This window comes from Streptomyces sp. NPDC028305, from assembly GCF_055569495.1.
Genome location: NZ_JBVHTN010000016.1, coordinates 96,521 through 117,176 on the forward strand (window position 1 = coordinate 96,521; position 20,656 = coordinate 117,176).

The following is a 20,656-nucleotide window of genomic DNA, read 5'->3' on the forward strand; positions in this document are numbered from 1 at the left end:
AGATCCGCCGAGGCAGCCCCCCGGGGCCCCGGATACGCGCCCCGGGGCCCGCCTGGCCGGGAAGCTACCCTTGGGGGCGTGACATTCCCGGTAGTCGGCATGGTCGGCGGCGGCCAGCTCGCCCGTATGACCCACGAGGCGGGCATCCCCCTCGGTATCAGGTTCAAGCTGCTCAGTGACACCCGCCAGGACTCGGCGGCCCAGGTGGTCAGCGACGTCGTGGTGGGCGACTACCGCGACCTGGAGACCCTTCGTGCGTTCGCACAAGGCTGTGATGTGGTCACCTTCGATCACGAACATGTCCCGGCCGAGCATCTGCGCGCACTGGAGGCGGACGGCGTCGTCATCCGCCCCGGCGTCGAGGCGCTGCTGCACGCCCAGGACAAGGGCGTCATGCGGGAGCGGCTGCGCGCCGCCGGGGTGCCCTGCCCCCGCCATCGCATCGTGGCCGACCCCGCCGACGTCGAGCGGTTCGCCGAGGAGGGTGACGGCTTCCCGGTCGTCCTCAAGACGGTGCGCGGCGGTTACGACGGCAAGGGCGTGTGGGTCGTCCGGGACGCGGCCGAGGCGGCAGAGCCCTTTCGCGCCGGGGTGCCGGTCCTCGCCGAGGAGAAGGTCGACTTCGCCCGCGAGCTGGCCGCCAATGTCGTACGGTCCCCGCACGGCCAGGCCGTCGCCTACCCCGTCGTCGAGTCGATCCAGGTCAACGGGGTCTGCGACACCGTGATCGCCCCGGCCCCCGGGCTCTCCGACGAGCTGTCCGGGCAGGCCCAGGAGATGGCGCTGAAGATCGCGGCAGAGCTCGGGGTCGTCGGCCATCTCGCGGTCGAGCTCTTCGAGACCCGGGACGGGCGGCTGCTGGTCAACGAGCTGGCGATGCGCCCGCACAACTCCGGCCACTGGACCCAGGACGGCGCCGTCACCTCCCAGTTCGCCAACCATGTGCGCGCCGTGCTCGACCTGCCGCTCGGCGATCCGCGCCCGCGCGCCACCTGGACCGTCATGACCAATGTGCTCGGCGGCGACTTCCCCGACATGTACACCGCGTATCTGCACTGCATGGCCCGCGACCCCGCCCTGAAGATCCATATGTACGGCAAGGATGTGAAGCCCGGCCGCAAGGTCGGCCACGTCAACACCTACGGCGACGACCTGGCCGACGTGCGCGAGCGCGGCCGCCACGCCGCCGACTACCTCCGAGGGACCATTACCGAATGAGCAGCCCCAGCGCCCCCGTCGTCGGCATCGTCATGGGCTCCGACTCCGACTGGCCCGTGATGGAGGAGGCGGCGAAGGCCCTCGACGAGTTCGAGATCCCGTACGAGGTGGACGTGGTCTCCGCCCACCGCATGCCGCGCGAGATGGTCACCTACGGCGAGAACGCGGCGCCCCGCGGCCTCAAGTCGATCATCGCGGGCGCCGGCGGCGCCGCCCACCTCCCGGGCATGCTGGCCTCCGTCACCCCGCTGCCGGTGATCGGCGTGCCGGTCCCGCTGAAGTACCTGGACGGGATGGACTCGCTGCTGTCGATCGTCCAGATGCCCGCGGGCGTGCCCGTGGCCACCGTCTCCGTCGGCGGCGCCCGCAACGCCGGGCTGCTGGCCGCCCGGATGCTGGCCGCCCACGACCCCGAACTGCTCGCCCGGATGCGCGACTTCCAGGAGGAGCTGAACGAGCAGGCGACGCAGAAGGGCAAGCGGCTGCGGGCCAAGGTGGACGGCGCGAAGTCCTTCGGCTTCGGCAAGTAGCGGGGCGCGTGTCCGACGTGGCCCCCGTGACTTGGACCGGGCCGCGTAAGAGGATGGAGGGATGACCGAGCGACTCGCGCAAGCCCGTGCACTGCTGGCCGCCCACCCCGTCGTCGACGGCCACAACGACCTCCCCTGGGCCCTGCGCGAGCAGGTCCGCTACGACCTCGACCAGCGCGATATCGCCCTCGACCAGCGCGCCCACCTGCACACCGACATCCCGCGGCTGCGGGCGGGCGGCGTGGGCGCGCAGTTCTGGTCCGTCTACGTCCCCTCGCGGCTGAGCGGCGACGCGGCGGTCAGCGCCACCCTCGAACAGATCGACGTGGTGCGGCGGCTGGCCGACCGCTACGCCTCCGATCTGCGGCTCGCCCACACCGCCGACGACGTGGAGGCGGCGCGGGCCGAAGGCCGGATCGCCTCGCTCATGGGCGCGGAGGGCGGCCACAGCATCAACTGCTCGCTCGCCACGCTGCGCGCGCTGTACGAACTCGGCGTGCGCTATATGACGCTCACGCACAACGACAACATCCCCTGGGCGGACTCCGCGACCGACGAGCCGAGCGCCCACGGCCTCACCCGCTTCGGCGAGGAGGTCGTCCGGGAGATGAACCGGATCGGCATGCTCGTCGACCTCTCGCATGTCTCGGCGGACACCATGCGGGACGCGCTGCGGGTGACCGACGCCCCCGTCGTCTTCTCGCACTCCTCGTCGCGCGCCGTGTGCGACCACCCGCGCAACATCCCCGACGACGTCCTCGCGCTGCTGCCCGCCAACGGGGGTGTGGCGATGGTCACCTTCGTCCCGAAGTTCGTGCTGCCCGAGGCCGTGGCATGGACGCGGGCGGCGGAGGAGAACATGCGCGCCCACGGCCTGGACCCGGTGGCGACCACGCCCGAGGCCATGAAGATCCACCAGGCGTACGAGGAGGCCAACCCCCGCCCGGTGGCCACCGCGGCCACCGTCGCCGACCACCTCGACCACATGCGCGAGGTGGCGGGCATCGACCACCTCGGCATCGGCGGCGACTACGACGGCACGCCCTTCGTCCCCTCGGACCTCGCCGATGTCGCGGGCTATCCGAACCTGATCGCCGAGCTGCTGGAGCGCCGCTGGTCCGAGGCGGACCTGGCCAAGCTGACCTGGCGCAACGCGGTGCGGGTGCTACGGGACGCGGAGGCGGTGGCCCGGGACCTCGGCACCCACCGAGGCCCTTCGCTGGCGACGATCGACGAGCTGGACGCGGCGGGCGCCTGACGGCGCCCGGCCGGGCCGTGGAGGTTCAGGCCGTGAGGGATCAGGCCGTGGGGGATCAGGCCGTGGGGGATCAGGCCGTGGGGCGGCCCAGCGCCCGGTAGGACCAGCCCGCCTCGCGCCACCGCTCCGGGTCCAGCGCGTTGCGCCCGTCGAGGATCCGGCGCTCCGCGACGGCCTTGCCCAGCGCCGCCGGGTCCAGCTCGCGGAACTCGGCCCACTCGGTCAGGTGCAGCACCGCGTGCGCGCCCCGCGCGGCCTCCAGCGCGCTGGGCGCGTAGGCGAGGGTGGGGAAGTGGGCGCGCGCGTTGTCCATGCCCTTGGGGTCGAAGACGGTGACCTGGGCGCCCTGGAGGTGGATCTGGCCCGCGACATTGAGCGCGGGGGAGTCCCGTACGTCGTCCGAGTCCGGCTTGAAGGTCGCCCCCAGCACCGCGACGCGCTTCCCGAGGAAGCTGCCGCCGACGGCGTCGCGGGCCAGCTCGACCATGTGACCGCGCCGCCGCATGTTGATCGAGTCGACCTCGCGCAGGAAGGTCAGCGCCTGGTCGGCGCCGAGTTCACCGGCGCGCGCCATGAAGGCCCGGATGTCCTTGGGCAGACAGCCGCCGCCGAAGCCGATCCCGGCCCGCAGGAACTTCTTCCCGATGCGGTCGTCATGGCCGATGGCCTCGGCCAGCTGGACCACATCGCCGTCCGAGGCCTCGCAGACCTCGGCCATGGCGTTGATGAACGAGATCTTGGTCGCGAGGAAGGAGTTGGCCGCGGTCTTGACCAGCTCGGCGGTCGGGAAGTCGGTGACGACGAACGGCGAGCCTTCTGCGAGCGGCGTCTCGTAAACCTCGCGCAGCAGCTTCTCCGCGCGGTCGCTCGTCACGCCGACCACGATGCGGTCCGGGTGCAGGGTGTCCTGTACGGCGAAGCCCTCCCGCAGGAACTCCGGGTTCCAGGCCAGCTCGGCGTCCGCCCCCACCGGGGCCAGCTCCGCCAGCCGGGCCGCGAGCCGGACCGCGCTGCCGACCGGGACGGTGGACTTGCCGACGACCAGAGCGGGGCGGCGCAGATGCGGGGCGAGGGACTCGACGGCGGCGTCCACGTAACTCATGTCACACGCGTACTCGCCGTGTTTCTGCGGAGTGTTCACACAGATGAAGTGGATGTCGCCGAACTCGCCGGCCTCCTCGTAGGAGGTGGAGAAGCGCAGCCGCCCGGTCGTCCCCTCGAACCCCGCGACATGCCGCCGCAGCAGCTCCTCCAGGCCCGGCTCGTACATCGGGGCCTTGCCGGCCGCGAGCTTCTCGATCTTCTCCGGGACCACGTCCAGGCCCAGCACCTCGAAGCCGAGCTCAGCCATGGCCGCGGCGTGTGTGGCGCCCAGGTAGCCGGTGCCGATCACGGTGATCTTGAGGGCCATGCGTGCTCCAGAAGGCGTGTGGGCGGGGTGCGCTGCATGAGCATAGTCGCGCCCGCGCGCGAGCTCCGATCCGCTGCCCCTCTCCCTGCCGCCTCCCTGCCGTCCGCTGTCGGCAAAGTCACCTGTACCTGATCAGGACGGCGCTCTAGAATTCGGTTACTTAACGGTAGTTAGCACTCAGGGGAGTGAGAAGATCTTGGCGAGTTCCACGGACTTCGACCTGTACCGGCCGTTGGAGGAGCACGACCTGCTCCGCGAATCGGTGCGCGCGCTCGCCGAGGCGAAGATCGCTCCCCATGCCGCGGAGGTCGACGAGGAGGGGCGGTTCCCCCAGGAGGCGCTGGACGCCCTGGTCGCCAATGACCTGCACGCGGTGCACGTACCCGAGTCGTACGGCGGCGCGGGCGCGGACGCCCTGGCGACCGTGATCGTCATAGAGGAGGTCGCCCGCGTCTGCGCGTCCTCCTCCCTGATCCCCGCCGTCAACAAGCTGGGCTCCCTCCCGGTGATCCTCTCCGGCTCCGAGGAGCTGAAGAAGAAGTACCTGGCGCCGCTGGCCAAGGGCGACGCGATGTTCTCGTACTGTCTGAGCGAGCCGGACGCGGGCTCCGACGCGGCCGGCATGAAGACCAAGGCCGTGCGCGACGGCGACCACTACGTCCTCGACGGCGTCAAGCGCTGGATCACCAACGCCGGGGTCTCCGAGTACTACACGGTCATGGCCGTGACCGCCCCCGAGAAGCGCTCCAAGGGGATATCCGCCTTCGTCGTCGAGAAGTCCGACCCCGGAGTGTCCTTCGGCGCCCCCGAGAAGAAGCTGGGCATCAAGGGCTCCCCGACCCGCGAGGTCTACCTCGACAACGTCCGCATCCCCGCCGACCGCATGATCGGCGCCGAGGGCACCGGCTTCGCCACCGCCATGAGGACCCTCGACCACACCCGCATCACCATCGCCGCCCAGGCCCTCGGCATCGCCCAGGGCGCCCTCGACTACGCCAAGGGCTATGTCCAGGAGCGCAAGCAGTTCGGCAAGCGCATCGCCGACTTCCAGGGCATCCAGTTCATGCTCGCCGACATGGCCATGAAGCTCGAGGCCGCCCGCCAGCTGACGTACGCGGCGGCCGCCAGGTCCGAGCGCGCCGCGGCCGGAGGCAAAAAGGAGGACCTCACCTTCTTCGGCGCCGCCGCCAAGTGCTACGCCTCCGACGCCGCCATGGAGATCACCACCGACGCGGTCCAGCTCCTCGGCGGCTACGGCTACACCCGCGACTACCCGGTCGAGCGGATGATGCGCGACGCCAAGATCACGCAAATTTATGAAGGCACGAATCAGGTCCAGCGCATCGTGATGGCGCGCAACCTGCCGTAAGGCTCGTAAGGCCCACCGCGGAACCGGCTGTCGCCTCTGGTCGTCGAAGCGCCACACAGTGGTGGAGCCACGGGCAGGGGGGCAACGGTGGGCAGAGTTCGCGTGGGGGCGCTGGTGTTGACGCTGGCGCTGGGCGGGGCCGCGTGTGGCGGGGGTGGCGGGCCGAAGGAGGATCCGCCCACCGAGGAGCGGCTGAAGGCGCGGGAGATGGCGGGGGAGCGCTGGGAGAAGGGGCCGAAGCGGCCGAAGGTGCAGGTGGCGTACCCGTACGACATGCCCGGCCACTGCGGCATCGCATGGGCGACCTTCGGCGGCAGGACCTGGAAGATCTCCGGAGTCGGCTCCGGCGTCGGCAAGCGGGTCGAGGGCAATGCACCGGAAGCGGGCAACGCCATGGCGGGCTATATGACGCTGCTGTCCAAGGACGAGGCGGTGTTCGAGGCGGCGGACTTTCCGCCGGTGTACTTCACGGTGACGAAGGAGACCCTGCCCATGTGCGACTGACGCCCTGAAGGGCCCGGCCCGCCCGGGCCCCTCAGACGTCTGGTGAAACGCGAACGGCTGCCGCACCCGGTTCGGTGCGGCAGCCGTTCGCGTCAGCGGAAGGATCAGTTGCTGGAGACGGTCACCTTCTCGTCGTTCTTCAGCTCCTGCATCAGCTGCTTGACCTTCGGCATGTCCCACTGGACCGCGCTGCCCTTGGAGGTGGCCAGGCCCGGGTTGGAGACGGGCATGTTCATCTGCTTGCCGTCACCGCCGGAGACGCCCTTCATCGCGAAGAACATGTCCTTCACGTCCCACAGGCCCATGTCCTTGTCCACGATCAGCGAGTCCAGGCCGGAGCCCAGGGTCGGGTAGAGCTTGAAGGGGTTGAGGATGGTGCTCGGCGTGGCGGCCTTGTTGGCCAGCGCGGACAGGAACTTCTGCTGGTTCTTGGTGCGGTCCAGGTCGCCGCCGGCGAGGCCGTAGCGCTGGCGCACGAAGGCGAGCGCCTGCTGGCCGTCCAGCGTCTGCTTGCCCTTCTTGAAGTCCGTGCCGGAGTTCTTTTCCTTCATGTCCTGCGGGATGTCGATCTCGACGCCGCCGACCGAGTCGACGATCTTGGCGAAGCCGTCGAAGCCGATCTCCGCGTAGTGGTCGATGCGCAGGCCGGTGTTGTACTCGACCGTGCGGACCAAAAGCTCGGGGCCCGCCATGGAGAAGGACGCGTTCAGTTTGTTCTGCGAGGGCTGGTAGCGCTTGCCGGTGTCCGGGCCGGTGAAGGCCGGGATGGTGACCCAGGAGTCACGGGGCAGGCTGACCATGGTGTTCCCGTTGTCACCGACGTGCAGGAGGATCATCGAGTCGGTGCGGCGGCCGTCGGCGGAGCCGGTGTGCAGCTTCTTCTTCTCCTCGGCGGACAGGCCCTCGCGGCTGTCCGAGCCGACGATCAGATAGTTGGTGCCCTTGCCGCCCTCCGGCCGGTCCTCGACCTTGCCGAGGTCCACCTCGCGCCGGAGCTTGGAGTCGGCCCAGAAGTACGTGCCGACGCCGACCGCGAGCAGCAGCACGAGGAAGGTGACCAGGCCGATGGTTATCCGGCGCTTCCAGTTCTTGGGCCGGGCCGCGCGCGGGGCGCCGCCGTGGCCACCGGGCCCGCCCGGGCCGCTCGGGCCACCGTGGCCGCCCGCGCCGTTGCCGTAGACCTGGCCGGTGTTGTAGCCGTCGTCGCCGCCGTAGCCGTCGAAGTCCTGGGACGCCTGCTGGCGCTGCTGGTGCGGGACGGGGCCGCGCGGCGACATCTCAGGGGGCAGCGGCGGCTCGGCCTGCCGCGGCGCACCGCCGGCACCCTGGCCCGCACGCCGCACATGCGGCATGGCGCGGGCGCCTTCCGGTTCGGCGCTGCCGCTGCCGCTGCCGTACCGGTCCCTGCGGTCGCTCGTCCATCCGTCGGGCCAATCATTCATGCAGGGAAGTGTGCCTTCCCGGGTCGTCACCCTTACAGGGCGGGTGCCGGATCGGGGCACGGCTGTTGCAGACCTGATAAGAATCTGCCCGGCATATGGTTGAGCGCATGACCATTCAGGCCTCGAATCCGGAGTCAGACATTCCGGGTAAGCCCACCTCCGCCTCGCGCACCACGCTCTCCCACATCATGACCGGCAGTGACACCAATCTCCTCGGTACCGTGCACGGCGGCGTGATCATGAAACTGGTCGATGACGCGGCCGGGGCGGTCGCCGGGCGGCACTCCGAGGGTCCCGCCGTCACGGCCTCGATGGACGAGATGGCCTTTCTGGAGCCGGTCCGGGTCGGGGACCTCGTCCATGTGAAGGCCCAGGTGAACTGGACCGGGCGGTCCTCGATGGAGGTCGGGGTGCGAGTGATGGCCGAGCGGTGGAACGAGTCCACGCCCGCCACCCAGGTCGGCAGCGCCTATCTGGTCTTCGCGGCCGTCGACGCCGACGGCAGGCCGCGGGCCGTGCCGCCGGTCATACCGGAGACCGAGCGGGACAAGCGGCGGTACGAGGAGGCCCAGATCCGGCGTACGCACCGGCTGGCCCGGCGGCGCGCCATCAAGGAGCTGCGCGCCCAGCGGGCCGCCGACGGCATCGAGGACTGAGCGCCCCGGCGGGGTTGCCCCCGACAGGCGCAACGGTGCGCGATCGCGCCGTCACTGTTGGTTCGTACAGTGGGCGCATGCCGCGCCTTCCCCGAGCAGGGTCCCTGGCCGTTCTGTACTTCCCCGCCACCCTGCTGCTCGTCGCCTTCGGGCTGCTGGCCGGCGGGACGATCATCAACGCGGGCGGTCTCGTCACGCTGACGGTCAGGCCCGTCCGCACGGTCTCCCCCCAGCCCAACCCCGTCCATTCCACGGCCTCGGGCACCTCGACGCCGACCACGCCGACGCGGACCGCGACGGTCAGCGGGCACCCGACGCCACCCCCGACATCACCGCCGACGTCACCACCGACGTCGCCCCCCGCCAGCGGACGCTCGCCGCATCAGCCACAGCAACCCCAGCCGCAACAACCCAAGCCCCAGCAGCCCCAGCAGCAACCCCAGCAACAGCCGCCGGGCGGGCAGCAGGGGCCGACCGGGCGGGTCATGACCCCCGCGGCCCTGCACGGCACGCCAGGCCTCCCCTCCGGCATTCCCACCGGCCTCCCTTCCGGCCTCCCCGGGCCGCGGTCGGCCCAGGGGACGACGCTCCAGGCCAACTCGCCGGCGATCCTGACCGCCTGGGTGGGCCTGTGCAGCCAGACCATCGGCCTGACGACCGCCCTGATCGGGCTGTCGGTGGGCCTGCGGCGCGCCGCGGGCTCGGGCCGCGGGGAACCACAGCCCGCCGGGAGCCGCCCCACCCGCCCCGTGCGCGGTACCGGCAACCCCCGCACCCCTAAGGGCAGGCGACCTCGGCGCCAGTGACGGCCTTGGCAGCGCCCCGCTCCGCCGTGGGGTCCTCGGCCCGCACCGGGTGCACCGCCCGGAAGTCCGTGCCCAGCGTCACCCGCATCACCGACCCCTGCCGGGCCACGGGCTTGAGCCGGGCGCCCGGCAGCGCGGCCGCCAGGGAGCGCACCGAGCGGTTCCAGATCGGGTCGTACTCGATCAGCGTGTGCCGCACGCCCTGGGACGCCGCGTCCGCCGGGGTCCCGACGGTGGCGAAGCCGCCCGCGCGCAGCGCCCGCTGGGTGCGCCGGGCCAGCCCCGTGGTGTGGGTGCCGTTGAACACCTGGACCCGGACCTGGGAGGGGGGCACGTCGACCAGGGTGGCCCGGAGCCGCTCGGGGCGGCGGACGGCGAGCGGGCGGTCCTGGCGGAGGGCCCGGAACAGGCGCGCGGCCCGCACCCGGTCCCAGCGGAGCGTCGAACCGAGGCCCTTGACCGGGGTGCCGGGCAGCCGGACCGGGACGGAGACGAACTCCGAGGACTCGACGGTGAAGCCGCGCATGGCCTGGCCGAGCGCGACCATGTCGGCCGCGCCGAAGCCGCGGTCGGCGCGGACCGAGCCGAGCAGGGTGGCCGCGACCCGGCCGAACTTCACCGGGTTCAGCAGGGTGCCGCTCCCGGTGACCTGGTGGATCACGGCGGCCAGGAAGCGCTGCTGGCGGCGGATCCGGCCCAGGTCGGCGGCGCCGTCGAGGTGCCGGGAGCGTACGTACTGGAGCGCCTGGCCGCCGTCCAGGGCGTGGGTGCCGGCCGGCAGGTTCAGCCCGGTGTAGCGGTCCTCGAGCGGCCGGGTCGTGCACACGGTCACCCCGCCCACCACGTCCACGGTCTTCATGAAGCTGGTGAAGTCCACTTCCAGGTAGTGGTCGATGTGCACCCGGGTCATGTGCTCGACGGTGCGTACGGTCAGGCTGGGGCCGCCCTCGGCGTAGGCGGCGTTGAGCTTCTGCGGATGCGCGGGGCGCACCCGCCCCGACGGGGTGGTGTACGCGGGGATCCGGGCGTACGAGTCGCGGGGGAGGCTGACCACGCTGGCGCGGTCCCGGTCGGCCGACAGATGCACCAGCATCATGGTGTCGGTGCAGTGGCAGGGGGCGCCGCCCAGCCGGTAGCGCCGCTTCTGCGCGCGGGTGATCTTGTCCCGGCCGTCCGTGCCGACCACCAGGAAGTTGACGCCGCGGTCGCTGTCGACCGGCCGGTCGTCGAGGCCGCCGAAGGCGTCGACCCGGTGGATGCCGGACTCCAGCTCGGCGACCAGCAGATGCCCGACACCCGCGGCGAGCAGCACCAGGGCGGCGACGCCCGTGGCGATCCGCAGGCCCCAGCGGGGCCGGGAGGACTGCCGGGGACGCGGCGGGCGGGCCGGTGCGCTCACTGTGGGTGACCTCCGTGACGGGCGGGGCTGACGGGCCTGGCGGGGCTGACGGGCCTGCGGGGGGGGGCTTACGGGGCACAACCGCCGACACCGTAGGTCCATACGATGAGCGGCGCGGTGGCCCCACGCCGCCCGCCCCGCCCGCTGCCACCCGGGCGGCGCGCTCCGGTGTCCCCCATTCGCGGTAACGTGACCTTTCGAAAATCGACAACCGTAGTCTTTTGGGGGATCACCCACCCCCCGAGCTCCGAGGTGCCATGCCCCCGCATCAGCTCCCGGCGGTCTCCGTGATCATGCCGGTGCTCAATGAGGAACGCCATCTGCGCAACTCCGTCCGGCACATCCTGGAGCAGGAGTACGCCGGAGAGATGGAGGTGGTGATCGCCCTCGGCCCGTCCACGGACCGCACCGACGAGATCGCCGCCGAGCTGGTGCGCGAGGACCCGCGGGTGCACACGGTCCCCAACCCCACGGGCCGCACCCCCGCCGCGCTGAACGCGGCGATCAAGGCATCCCGCCACCCGGTGGTGGTGCGGGTCGACGGCCACGGGATGCTCTCGCCCCACTACATCGCGACCGCCGTGCGGCTCATGGAGGAGACCGGCGCGCAGAACGTCGGCGGCATCATGCACGCCGAGGGCGAGAACGACTGGGAGCGCGCCGTCGCCGCCGCCATGACCTCCAAGATCGGCGTGGGCAACGCCGCCTTCCACACCGGCGGCGAGGCGGCCCCGGCCGAGACCGTGTACCTCGGAGTCTTCCGGCGTGAGGTGCTGGAGCGGCAGGGCGGCTACAACGAGGAGTTCATCCGCGCCCAGGACTGGGAGCTGAACTTCCGGATCCGCGAGGCGGGCGGGCTGATCTGGTTCTCGCCCGAGCTCAAGGTCTCGTACCGGCCGCGCCCCAATGTGCGGGAGCTGGCCAAGCAGTACAGGAACTACGGCCGCTGGCGCCATGTGGTGGCCCGCTTCCACCAGGGTTCGATCAATCTGCGCTATCTGGCGCCGCCGACCGCCGTCGTGGCCATCGCGGCGGGCGTCGTGGTGGGCGCCGCGCTGACCCCGTGGGGGCTGCTGGTGCCGGGCGGCTATCTGGCGGCCATCGCGGCGGGCTCCGTCCCGGCCGGCAAGGGGCTCCCGGTGAAGGCCCGGCTCCAGATCCCGGTGGCGCTGGCGACCATGCACATGTCGTGGGGCTGGGGCTTCCTCACCAGCCCCCGCGCGCTCGCCAAGAAGGTCATCGCCAGCCGCCGCCCGGCGGTCATGAGCAGCTAGCAGCCGGCAGCCGGCGGCTGTGTACGGCGAAGGGGCCGGATCCCGGGATCCGGCCCCTTCGCGCTGCTCAGATGCGCTCGGGGAGGCTCAGAACGTGTAGCCCGGGTTGACGTTCATGCACTTCTTCTCCTCGCCGTTGATCTTGTCGTCGATCTTGGGCGCCTTGTCCTCGTCGGTGGCGTCCGACTTCGGGTAGGCCGCGCCCTCGCGCCAGTCGTTGCCGACCACCAGCGTCACCTCGGCGACCGACTGGGACTCCTTCACCGCGCTCTTCGGCAGCCCCAGCGCCTTGGCCACGGCCAGCGCGTCGCCCTGCTTGGCCTCGGCCGGGTAGTTGATGGTGGTGTCGGCCTGCGAGGTCAGCTCCGTGTTGGCCTTGGCCGCGGCGTAGCCGAGCCGGATCAGCTCATCGGTGATGGCGGTGGCCCGACCGGAGGCCGGCCCCAGGACGGTGGACGCGGTGCCGTTCTGGACGACCACCGGGAGCTCGCCCTTGGGCTCGCTGGGGGCCGGGACCTTGTCGGGCTTCTTCTTGTCCTTGCCGTCCAGCGCGGTGTCGTTGCGGATGAGCGAGAAGGTCTTCTCGGCGTCGCCGGGCTTGGGCACCACGTACTCGCCGTCGTTGCGGTACTCCCAGGGCATGGTGACCATGGTGGTCCGCTTGGTCGGCACCCGCTTGAGGTCGTTGCCGAGGTCGTAGAGCTTCTTGACGGTGCCGAGGCTGCGGTCGACGGTCAGCGCGCTGGTCGCGGCCTCCGCCAGGTCCATCAGCTGGCCCGGGTCGGAGAGCTTGGTGCCGGACTTGAGCTGCCGGATCATGGACGTCATGTACATGTGCTGGGCCTTGGCGCGGCCGATGTCGGTGTTGTCCTCGAAGCCGTAGCGCGTCCGCAGCCACGCGAGGGCCTGCTCGCCCTTGACCGGGGTGGTGCCCTTCTCCAGCCGCAGACCGGAGCCGTGGCCCCTGCTGTCGTGGGAGTAGATGTTCTTGTCCACGCACACCGGGACGCCGCCGATGGCGTCCGCCATGGACACCACGCCCTTGAAGTCGACCATCATGAAGTGGTCGATGTAGATGCCGGTGAGCTCCTTCCAGGTGGCCACCGTGCAGCCGGGGCCGCCGTGCGTGAGCGACTCGTTGATCGGCGCGAACGTCTTCTCGTAGACCTGGTCGTCCTTCGGGTCGGTGCACTTGGGGATGGTGACCCGGGTGTCGCGCGGGATGCTGATCACCGACATGTTGCTGCGGTCGGCCGAGACGTGGATCAGCATCTGCACATCGGCGAGCCCCTTGCGGCCGACGTCCTGCTTGGCGCCGCCGAGCTTGAGGTTCTCCTTGTCGTTCCGGCTGTCCTGGCCGATCAGGAGGATGTTGAGGGGACTCTGGCCCGCGGCGTTCGGCTCCGGCTTGGTGAGGTTGCTGTCGCCGAGGTCCAGGTCCTCCTTCTTGATGTTGCCGTTCAGGTGCTGGTAGTAGAGGTAGCCCGCGCCGGCGGCGCCGACTATCAGCACGGCCAGGGTCAGCGCGGTCCAGCGCAGTATTCGCACGCCTCGGCTCCTCTTGCGGCGCGGCCCCTTGCCCTTCCGGCGGCGTCCGCCGCCCTGCGCCTCGGTACGCGAGGCGCGCCGGGACTCCGCGCGGCCCCCGCCGGCCCCCGCACCGGCGGCGCCCGCGGCGTCCTTGGCTCCGGCGTCCCCGCCGCCCTCGGCCCCGGCGTCCTGCGGTGCCCTGGTCCCGTCTTCCTCGCGTGGTTTGCGGTCCCCGCCCCCGTCGCGGGGGCCGGGCGCCCGCCGACGGGCGCCCTCCCCGCGCACACTGCTCTGCCGCACCGGGCCTCCCCTGTTCATCAATGGTGGTTCCGGCCCGATGGGTGCAGCATGCTCCGATGGCCGGGTGTGATCACTTGGCGCAGACGCTCTTGTCGTCCGCCTCGACCCGCTGGATGTCCTTCGGCGCCTTTGCCGGAGCGCTGATCGGTGTGCCGGCGCCCTTGAAGTCCGCGCCGAGGGTCAAGGTCATCTCCGCCATGGGGGCAGCGTCCTCGGTGCCCTCCTTCAGAGCGGAGGCCGGCAGGCCCATGCTGTCGGCCAGGCGGCGCGCCTGGTCGGCCTGGTTCGGCGCGTACTCCAGCGTGGTCTTCTTCAGCTCCGCCGAAGCGTTTCCGCCGTTGCTGGAGCGGATCATCCCCTCGGTGTTCTGCATCCAGTCGACGGTCTCCTGAGCCGCGCCCATCTGCCCGCTGCCGTTGAGGACCTTCACCCGGACGTTCGCCGGGTCGGCCTTGGGGCCCTTGAGCTTGGCGGCCTGCTTCGCCTTGTCGGCCTTCTCCTTCTTCTTCACCTCGGTCAGCGAGACATCCTGCCTGACCATGGCGAACAGCGGTTCCGCCTTGGCCTTGTCGAGCAGCACCGTCGCGCCGTCGGTGTTGTCGTACACGGGGACCGTGACGAAGGTGACGTTCTTCAGATCGACCTTGCTGAGGTTCAGCGCCAGGTCCTTCAGCTTGTTCACGGTGCCGATGCCGGTGTCCACCGTGAGCGCCTTGGTGGCGGCGTTGGCCAGGTCCCACATCTTTGAGGGGCTGGTCAGCGTGCCCTTGGACTTCATACTGCGCATCATCGAGCTGAGGAACTGCTGCTGGAGCTTGATCCGGTCCAGGTCGCTCTCGTAGCCGACGCTGTGCCGGGTCCGGACGAACGCCAGGGCGTCCTCGCCCTCGATGGTGTGCCGCCCTTTGGGCAGTTTCAGATGCGACTTGGGGTCGTTGATGTCCTTGCCCAGGCAGACCTCGACCCCGCCGACCGCGGTGGAGAGCGTCTTGACGGCGTTGAAGTCCGCCATCATGAAGTGGTCGATCTCCAGCCCGGTGAGCTTCTCGACCGTCGCCCAGGTGCAGCCGGGGTCGCGCCCCTTCTGCCCGAGGCTGGTGTTGAAGCGGACCCCCTGGTCGCCGGAGATCTTCTTGCGCGAGCCGTCCTCCTGCTTGGTGGAGCACTCCGGGACGTCCGTGATCATGTCGCGCGGAATGCTCAGCGCGGTGGCGTTCGTCCGGTCCTCGGAGACATGGAAGAGGAGGGTGGTGTCGGCGTGTCCGACGCTACCCGCGTCGCCGTAGCCCTCGTTGCCCTTGCCGTCGCGCTTGTCGGTGCCGATGACCAGGATGTTCATCGGGCCGTCGCTGACCGCGGCGTTGTTCTCGCCGACGTCGACCTTTTTGATGTTGCCGTTGAGGTGCTGGTAGACGAGGTACGCCGCGACGGACCCGCCGACCAGGATGAAGGCGAGGGTTCCGCTGGTCCAGTACAGGACCTTCTTCCCCTTGGACTTCTTCGGTTTCGGCTTGCGGCGGCTGGTGGGCCCGGCCGGCTTCTCCGCCTTCTCCGCTTTACCCGCCGCCCGGCGCCGCCCGCGGGACGGCGGCGGCTCGGGGTCGGGTTCGGGGGCGCGGCGACGGCTCCGGGGTCTCGGGGCCGGCCGGTCCTGGGGAGAGATATCTGCCGGTTCCCCGGCAGGATTCAGCCGCAACTCATAGCTGCCGGTGTTCGGGTCGAACACCCACTGATCGGCGGGATCGAAGTCGTCCGCCTGCCCATGGCCTTGCGCGTCCACGGTCCCCTGAGTCCTCCGTTGGTGCCACGCGGCGCCTCCCCCTCAAGGCGCTCGGTCGATCGTCAAAAAATAGTGCGCGGCCACCTGGTAAGCGCACCGGATCGCTCACACTATCCGCCCAGTTCAGCGTCAAGCGACGCTGGTGACAAATTCCACTTCCCTACAACTGGGCAATCTGCCCAATCCTTTCGAGAACTCTGGGGAACTGTTGAGCGTACCTTTTGGCAGCTTTACTCGCACATGTCATGAGCTGCGGTGGTTCCCTCGTATGGCGTCGACCTCTCGCTCTTCTCGCTCTTCGGATCGTCGCCGGACGCGTGGGTGACCGTCTTCGCCACCGATACCGGATGATCGAGCCTCAGTTGCCGAAACAGCCGGTCGGCGTCGGGCTGGACCAGCTCATCGCGGTTCCGGTCGTACGTGTAGGGCTGCCGCGGAATCGTGAGGAAGCGGATCTTCTCACGGGGGATGTGCCGTATTCCGCGGGCCAGATCGTACAGGTCCTTCAGCGAGTTCAGACCCGGATCCGTGGTCAGTGACGAGGTCGCCGCGTCGAGCACCGGGTACAGCCGGCGGGGATTGAGCAGCACACCATTGCTCTGCAACTTCTTCACAAGCGAGCCGAGGAACTGCTGCTGCCGGCCGATACGCTCGGTGTCGCTGCCGTCACCGATGCTGTAGCGCGCCCGGACATAGCCGAGGGCCTGCTCGCCGCGGAGCGTCTGACGGCCCGCGGGCAGCTTCAGATGCGCCTCGTCGTCGTCGATGGGCTCTTTCAGGCACACCTCGACGCCGCCGACGGCGTTCACCATCTTCTTGAAGCCGCGGAAGTCCACGATCATGTGGTGGTCGAGGCGGATGCCGGTGAGCTTTTCGACGGTGCGGATCGTGCAGGCCGCCCCGCCGAATTCGAACGCCCAATTGAATTGGGCGAACCTGGCCTTGGCTCGCGTCCCGTCGGGCCCGGTGCAGCTGGGGATGTCCACCATCAGGTCGCGCGGGATGGAGACGGCGGTCGCGCTCTTTCCGTCCGCTTGGAGATGCAGCAGGATCGTGGTGTCCGAGCGCTGGGTGCCTGTGTCCTGGCCGTACTTGCCATTGCCCTTGCCGCCGCGGTTGTCGGAGCCGATGAGCAGGATGTTCTGTGCGTCCCGGACCACCGCCACCGGCCGCTCGGCCTCGTACTTCCGCAGCTCGTTGGTGGTGCGGGTGTCGGTCTTGATGTTGCCGTCGAGGCGCTCGTAGAGCCACCACGCCGCCCCGGCCCCGGACAGCACCAGCAGGGCCACCGTGAGCGCGAGTACGCGCAGCCAGCGGCGGCGGCGCGGTCTTCGTTCCGGTGTCTCGCTGCTCGCACTGTCCGTTGTCACGTCTGCGTCCTCCCACCCGTCCCCCTCCTCGACCGGGAGGAGCGGTATCGGCCCGATGCCGGGGCCGTGATTACTGGAGCAGACGTACGAGCCCCGCACATGGTTGTACATCGCGTCGATCATCGCGCGGGGTGGGTGGCGGAGCCCGTGGGCTCGGCCCACGGGTCCGTCGGACGGGTCAGGGGTGGGGCGGGCTCTGCGGCGTCGCGGCGTGCGCGGGTGCGGCGTGGGCGGCTACGGCGCGGGCGGCTACGGCGTGCGCGGCTGCGGCGCGGTCGCGGTGACCCGCTCGCTCGCCCGGCGCTCCGCGAGGCGGTCCTCGTCCAGCCGGTCCAGGTGGCGGCACAGCACCACCGAGCCGCCCGCGGCCAGCGGCGCGTACAGCCCGTACGACAGCCCCTCCCAGGTGTCGTACGGCAGCCCGGACAGCACCCGGGAGCCGGGGCCGAGCCCCTGCCCGGCGGCGTCCGCGCGCGCCCGCTCCACCAGCTCCGCGGCCGTGAGCTCGAGGCCGCCCACGGCCAGCGCGGCCTCGTGCGGGTCCACCGGCGCGTACGGCGCGAAGCGGTCGCCCTGGCCGGGCACCTCCACGGCGTAGTCGATGAAGCCCTCCGGCGGCTGCGGGAACCGCCCGCCCAGGGGGCGCAGCGCCAGCGCCACCCGCTCCCCGGAGCAGGCGCGCGCCTCCTCCAGCGTGTCCGGGCCGCTGACCACGAGGTCGGCGGCGGCCGGGTCGCCGCCCACCTCGGCCACCACGCCCACGGAGGAGCAGGCCAGCAGCCACACCGCGGTCTGCCAGTGGGTGGGCAGCAGCAGCGCCAGCCGGTCGCCGGGTGCGGCGGCCAGCTCGCCCTGGAGGAGATTGGCGGTCTTCGCCACCCAATTGGCGAAGGTGGCCACGGACAGTTCGACGCGCTCGCCGGTCGCGTCGTCGTAGAAGGTCACAAGCGGACGCGCCGGATCCGCGGCGAGCGCGGATCGCAGCAGGTCGGCGGGGGTGTGGTCGGTAGCGTTCATCGGCGTCAGGGTACGCGGCGCCGGGGTGCGCCGGACGCGGTGTGCGGGGTCGGGGACCCCTGATCGGGGTCCGTTCCGCCGCCCTCTCGAATGGACACATTTGTTGCGTTATGTCCAGGATTTTCACCATGCGTGCATTTCTGGCATCCTCGATCGGCGTCGTGTGCACCGCCGCCCTCGCCCTCGCCCTCCCCCTCGCCCTCAACCCGCCCCCGGCCCGCGCGGACCGCGCGGCCGGTGCGGACCCGGCCGGCGGCACCCAGTCGCTGCCCCTGCTGCCGCTCGGTGGCGGCGGCCTCAACCGCGGCGCGGTGATGTCCTCCGGGCCCGTGCAGGGGGTCGCGCCACGGAGCGTGCGGCCCTTCTCCCTCGTCGGCGTGGTCTGGGACGACGCCTCCGCCCGGCTGCGCGGCCAGGTGCAGGTGCGCACCCGTGCGGCGGACACCGGCGCCTGGTCGGCCTGGCGCGACCTGGAGGCGGTCGACGACGACGCCCCCGACCCCGACTCGTCCGAGGGCGGCGGCAGCCGCCGGCGCGGCGGCACCACGCCCCTGTGGGTCGGCGACTCGGACGGCGTCCAGGCCCGGGTCCGCCCCAGCGGTGGCTCCCGTCTGCTCGCCGCCCAGCCGGCCCGCCTGCCCTCCGGGCTCCGCCTGGAGCTCGTCGACCCCGGCCGGGCACCGACCACGCTCTCCCGGCCGCTGACGACCGACCCCGGCTCGGATCCCGGCTACGACCCCGGCTCCGATCCCAACTCCTCCGAGGATCCCGCCGCGTCCGCCGAGGCCCCGGGCGACCCCGAGTACCCCTCGGCGCCCCCGGAGCTCCAGCAGCCGCCCGAGCCCGAGCCCTCCCGGCCCACCTCCGACCCCGGCGCCGACACCCCGCCCCCGCGGGAGCTCCCCGCGGAGCCGCCGGACACCAGCGCCGCCCGCCCGCACACCGCGCCGCGGCCCCGCATCGTCACCCGCGCGGGCTGGGGCGCCGACGAGAAGCTGCGTGAGAAGGGCCATCGCTACACCAAGACCGTGAAGGTGGCCTTCGTCCACCACACCGTCACCGGCAACGCGTACAGCTGCTCGCAGGCGCCGTCCATTATGCGAAGCATCTACCGGTATCACGTCCAGAGCATGAAGTGGCGTGACTTCGGCTACAACTTCGCCGTCGACAAGTGCGGAAACATCTACGAAGGCCGGTCCGGGGGAGTGACCAAGGCCGTTCAGGGCGCCCATACGCGCGGCTTCAACAAGAACAGCATGGGCATCGCGGTCCTCGGCACCTACTCCGCGAAGAAGCCCGCCGGCAAGGCGGTCAAGGCCGTGGCCAAGCTCACCGCCTGGAAGCTCGGCCTGTTCGGCAAAAATCCCCGCGGCACCACCCATCTGAAGTCCGCCGGCGGGAACAGGTACAAGAAGGGCACCAAGGCCAAGCTGCGCGTCATCTCCGGACACCGCGACGGATACAACACCGAGTGCCCGGGAGCGGGCCTCTACGGCAAGCTGGGCACCGTGCGCAGCACGGCCGCCCGGCTGCAAGGCCGCTGACCGCAGGGCCGCTGACCAGGCGCGGGCGGGCGCTCACGGTCTGCATACACTGGCCGCCGACCCCGGCTAAGCCCCAGCAGGAAGCAGAGACGATACGTGACCACAGCGCCATCGACGCCAGAAGCGATCCTCCTGGTCGGCGGCAAGGGCACCCGGCTGCGGCCGATGACGGTGAACACCCCCAAGCCGATGGTCCCGGCGGCCGGCGTCCCGTTCCTCACGCACCAGCTGGCGCGCGCCCGGGCGGCGGGCGTCGAGCACATCGTGCTGGCCACGTCGTATCTGGCCGAGGTGTTCGAGCCGTACTTCGGTGACGGCTCGTCACTCGGCCTGCACCTGGAATACGTGACCGAGGAGGAGCCGCTGGGCACCGGCGGCGCGATCCGCAACGTCGCCGCGCGGCTGCGCTCGGGCCCGGACGATCCGGTGCTGATCTTCAACGGCGACATCCTGACCGGGCTCGACATCGGCGCGCTCGTCGACACCCACCGCTCCACCGGCGCCGATGTCTCCCTGCACCTCACCCGCGTCACCGACCCGCGCGCGTACGGTCTGGTGCCGACCGACGCCACCGGGCGCGTCACCGCCTTCCTCGAAAAGCCGCAGACCGCCGAGCAGATCGTCACCGACCAGATAAACGCGGGCGCCTACGTCTTCAACCGCTCGGTGATCGACGCCATCCCGGCCGGCCGCTCCGTCTCCGTCGAACGCGAGACATTCCCCGGCCTGCTGGCCGCGGGCGCCCACCTCCAGGGCATGGTCGACTCCACGTACTGGCTGGACCTCGGCACCCCCCAGGCCTTCGTACGCGGCTCCGCCGACCTCGTGCTCGGCCGCGCCCCCTCCCCGGCGGTGCCCGGCCGCTGCGGCGACCGGCTGGTCCTGGACAGCGCGTTCGTGGCGCGCGACGCCAAGCTCACCGGCGGCACGGTCATCGGGCCCCGGGCCCGGGTGGGCGCGGGCGCCCGCATCGACGGTTCCACGGTGCTGGCCGGCGCGGTGGTCGAGGAGGGCGCGCAGGTCAGCGACTCCCTCATCGGCGCGCGGGCCCGGATCGGGGCCCGTACGGTGCTCCAGGGCGCGGTGGTCGGGGACGGCGCGCTGGTGGGGCCGGACAACGAACTGCGGGACGGCGTGCGGGTGTGGTGCGGGGCGGACATTCCGGCGGGGGCGCTGCGGTTCTCGTCCGATCAGTAGGGGTGGCCTGCCGGCTGCGGCTTGTGGGTGGCTGGTGTGCGGTGGGTGCGG

Annotated in this window: 17 protein-coding genes; 10 read left to right on the top strand and 7 right to left on the bottom strand. The window is 71.2% G+C overall.

The window, feature by feature from the left end; genetic code table 11:
* The first annotated feature begins 99 nt into the window (after positions 1 to 99).
* From ACZ4WQ_RS46480 to ACZ4WQ_RS46490, 3 genes are all read left to right on the top strand, one after another.
* Complete coding sequence (locus ACZ4WQ_RS46480) at positions 100 to 1,218, top strand: 5-(carboxyamino)imidazole ribonucleotide synthase (protein ID WP_385348559.1); 1,119 nt, start codon at positions 100 to 102, stop codon at positions 1,216 to 1,218.
* On the top strand, positions 1,215 to 1,748 hold the full coding sequence (gene purE / locus ACZ4WQ_RS46485; protein ID WP_311729418.1) for a 5-(carboxyamino)imidazole ribonucleotide mutase: 534 nt from the start codon (positions 1,215 to 1,217) through the stop codon (positions 1,746 to 1,748). Before ACZ4WQ_RS46480 ends, purE begins: the two co-directional genes overlap by 4 nt.
* Positions 1,749 to 1,809: 61 nt before the next feature.
* A complete protein-coding gene (locus tag ACZ4WQ_RS46490) occupies positions 1,810 to 3,006 on the top strand; it encodes a dipeptidase (protein ID WP_311729419.1) in 1,197 nt (398 codons plus the stop codon).
* A gap of 70 nt (positions 3,007 to 3,076) precedes the next feature.
* Here the strand turns inward: ACZ4WQ_RS46490 and ACZ4WQ_RS46495 are convergent, their stop codons facing one another.
* Complete coding sequence (locus ACZ4WQ_RS46495) at positions 3,077 to 4,417, bottom strand: UDP-glucose dehydrogenase family protein (RefSeq protein ID WP_398374487.1); 1,341 nt, start codon at positions 4,415 to 4,417, stop codon at positions 3,077 to 3,079.
* 196 nt (positions 4,418 to 4,613) lie between these two features.
* On the opposite strand from ACZ4WQ_RS46495, the gene ACZ4WQ_RS46500 reads away from it, so the two are divergent.
* Together ACZ4WQ_RS46500 and ACZ4WQ_RS46505 are read left to right on the top strand one after the other, a co-directional pair.
* Positions 4,614 to 5,786 carry an acyl-CoA dehydrogenase family protein gene (locus ACZ4WQ_RS46500; protein WP_385348490.1) on the top strand — a complete coding sequence of 391 codons (1,173 nt, stop codon included), beginning with the start codon at positions 4,614 to 4,616 and terminating at the stop codon, positions 5,784 to 5,786.
* Between the two features lie 87 nt (positions 5,787 to 5,873).
* On the top strand, positions 5,874 to 6,290 hold the full coding sequence (locus ACZ4WQ_RS46505) for a hypothetical protein (RefSeq protein ID WP_398374486.1): 417 nt from the start codon (positions 5,874 to 5,876) through the stop codon (positions 6,288 to 6,290).
* A gap of 104 nt (positions 6,291 to 6,394) precedes the next feature.
* Here the strand turns inward: ACZ4WQ_RS46505 and ACZ4WQ_RS46510 are convergent, their stop codons facing one another.
* Positions 6,395 to 7,732 (bottom strand): LCP family protein, encoded by a 1,338-nt coding sequence (locus tag ACZ4WQ_RS46510; protein WP_385348495.1) that lies wholly within the window; start codon positions 7,730 to 7,732, stop codon positions 6,395 to 6,397.
* Between the two features lie 107 nt (positions 7,733 to 7,839).
* On the opposite strand from ACZ4WQ_RS46510, the gene ACZ4WQ_RS46515 reads away from it, so the two are divergent.
* Positions 7,840 to 8,388, top strand: coding sequence for an acyl-CoA thioesterase (locus tag ACZ4WQ_RS46515; RefSeq protein ID WP_311729424.1), 549 nt, complete (start codon positions 7,840 to 7,842; stop codon positions 8,386 to 8,388).
* Positions 8,389 to 8,465: 77 nt separating this feature from the next.
* A complete protein-coding gene (locus ACZ4WQ_RS46520) occupies positions 8,466 to 9,194 on the top strand; it encodes a hypothetical protein (protein ID WP_385348498.1) in 729 nt (242 codons plus the stop codon).
* Here ACZ4WQ_RS46520 and ACZ4WQ_RS46525 read toward each other — a convergent pair.
* Complete coding sequence (locus ACZ4WQ_RS46525) at positions 9,166 to 10,593, bottom strand: LCP family protein (protein ID WP_398374485.1); 1,428 nt, start codon at positions 10,591 to 10,593, stop codon at positions 9,166 to 9,168. The two genes, ACZ4WQ_RS46520 and ACZ4WQ_RS46525, sit on opposite strands and share 29 nt — an antisense overlap.
* Positions 10,594 to 10,850: 257 nt before the next feature.
* Between ACZ4WQ_RS46525 and ACZ4WQ_RS46530 the strand changes: the two genes are divergently transcribed.
* Positions 10,851 to 11,867 carry a glycosyltransferase family 2 protein gene (locus tag ACZ4WQ_RS46530; RefSeq protein WP_361187682.1) on the top strand — a complete coding sequence of 339 codons (1,017 nt, stop codon included), beginning with the start codon at positions 10,851 to 10,853 and terminating at the stop codon, positions 11,865 to 11,867.
* Between the two features lie 87 nt (positions 11,868 to 11,954).
* Here the strand turns inward: ACZ4WQ_RS46530 and ACZ4WQ_RS46535 are convergent, their stop codons facing one another.
* From ACZ4WQ_RS46535 to ACZ4WQ_RS46550, 4 genes are all read right to left on the bottom strand, one after another.
* Positions 11,955 to 13,697, bottom strand: coding sequence for an LCP family protein (locus ACZ4WQ_RS46535; RefSeq protein WP_398374484.1), 1,743 nt, complete (start codon positions 13,695 to 13,697; stop codon positions 11,955 to 11,957).
* Between the two features lie 70 nt (positions 13,698 to 13,767).
* Positions 13,768 to 15,477, bottom strand: coding sequence for an LCP family protein (locus tag ACZ4WQ_RS46540; protein ID WP_311729429.1), 1,710 nt, complete (start codon positions 15,475 to 15,477; stop codon positions 13,768 to 13,770).
* Positions 15,478 to 15,707: 230 nt separating this feature from the next.
* Complete coding sequence (locus ACZ4WQ_RS46545) at positions 15,708 to 16,847, bottom strand: LCP family protein (RefSeq protein ID WP_361187676.1); 1,140 nt, start codon at positions 16,845 to 16,847, stop codon at positions 15,708 to 15,710.
* A gap of 249 nt (positions 16,848 to 17,096) precedes the next feature.
* Positions 17,097 to 17,864: a TIGR03089 family protein gene (locus ACZ4WQ_RS46550; protein WP_311729430.1), complete on the bottom strand. Its 768-nt coding sequence runs from the start codon at positions 17,862 to 17,864 to the stop codon at positions 17,097 to 17,099.
* 128 nt (positions 17,865 to 17,992) lie between these two features.
* Here ACZ4WQ_RS46550 and ACZ4WQ_RS46555 point away from each other — a divergent pair, with 128 nt between their 5' ends.
* Complete coding sequence (locus tag ACZ4WQ_RS46555; protein WP_398374482.1) at positions 17,993 to 19,408, top strand: peptidoglycan recognition protein family protein; 1,416 nt, start codon at positions 17,993 to 17,995, stop codon at positions 19,406 to 19,408.
* A gap of 96 nt (positions 19,409 to 19,504) precedes the next feature.
* The gene (gene manB / locus ACZ4WQ_RS46560; RefSeq protein ID WP_358846992.1) at positions 19,505 to 20,605 is read left to right on the top strand and encodes a mannose-1-phosphate guanylyltransferase; all 1,101 of its coding nucleotides are present in this window, start codon (positions 19,505 to 19,507) and stop codon (positions 20,603 to 20,605) included.
* Positions 20,606 to 20,656 lie beyond the last annotated feature (51 nt).

What these genes read in the sequence shown, in the direction of transcription:
- ACZ4WQ_RS46510 (WP_385348495.1), bottom strand. Translation starts at nt 7,732, where the DNA reads ATGAATGATTGGCCCGACGGATGGACGAGCGACCGCAGGGACCGGTAC.
- ACZ4WQ_RS46480 (WP_385348559.1), top strand. Translation starts at nt 100, where the DNA reads ATGGTCGGCGGCGGCCAGCTCGCCCGTATGACCCACGAGGCGGGCATC.
- purE (WP_311729418.1), top strand. Translation starts at nt 1,215, where the DNA reads ATGAGCAGCCCCAGCGCCCCCGTCGTCGGCATCGTCATGGGCTCCGAC.
- ACZ4WQ_RS46515 (WP_311729424.1), top strand. Translation starts at nt 7,840, where the DNA reads ATGACCATTCAGGCCTCGAATCCGGAGTCAGACATTCCGGGTAAGCCC.
- ACZ4WQ_RS46490 (WP_311729419.1), top strand. Translation starts at nt 1,810, where the DNA reads ATGACCGAGCGACTCGCGCAAGCCCGTGCACTGCTGGCCGCCCACCCC.
- ACZ4WQ_RS46550 (WP_311729430.1), bottom strand. Translation starts at nt 17,864, where the DNA reads ATGAACGCTACCGACCACACCCCCGCCGACCTGCTGCGATCCGCGCTC.
- ACZ4WQ_RS46530 (WP_361187682.1), top strand. Translation starts at nt 10,851, where the DNA reads ATGCCCCCGCATCAGCTCCCGGCGGTCTCCGTGATCATGCCGGTGCTC.
- ACZ4WQ_RS46495 (WP_398374487.1), bottom strand. Translation starts at nt 4,417, where the DNA reads ATGGCCCTCAAGATCACCGTGATCGGCACCGGCTACCTGGGCGCCACA.
- ACZ4WQ_RS46520 (WP_385348498.1), top strand. Translation starts at nt 8,466, where the DNA reads ATGCCGCGCCTTCCCCGAGCAGGGTCCCTGGCCGTTCTGTACTTCCCC.
- ACZ4WQ_RS46555 (WP_398374482.1), top strand. Translation starts at nt 17,993, where the DNA reads ATGCGTGCATTTCTGGCATCCTCGATCGGCGTCGTGTGCACCGCCGCC.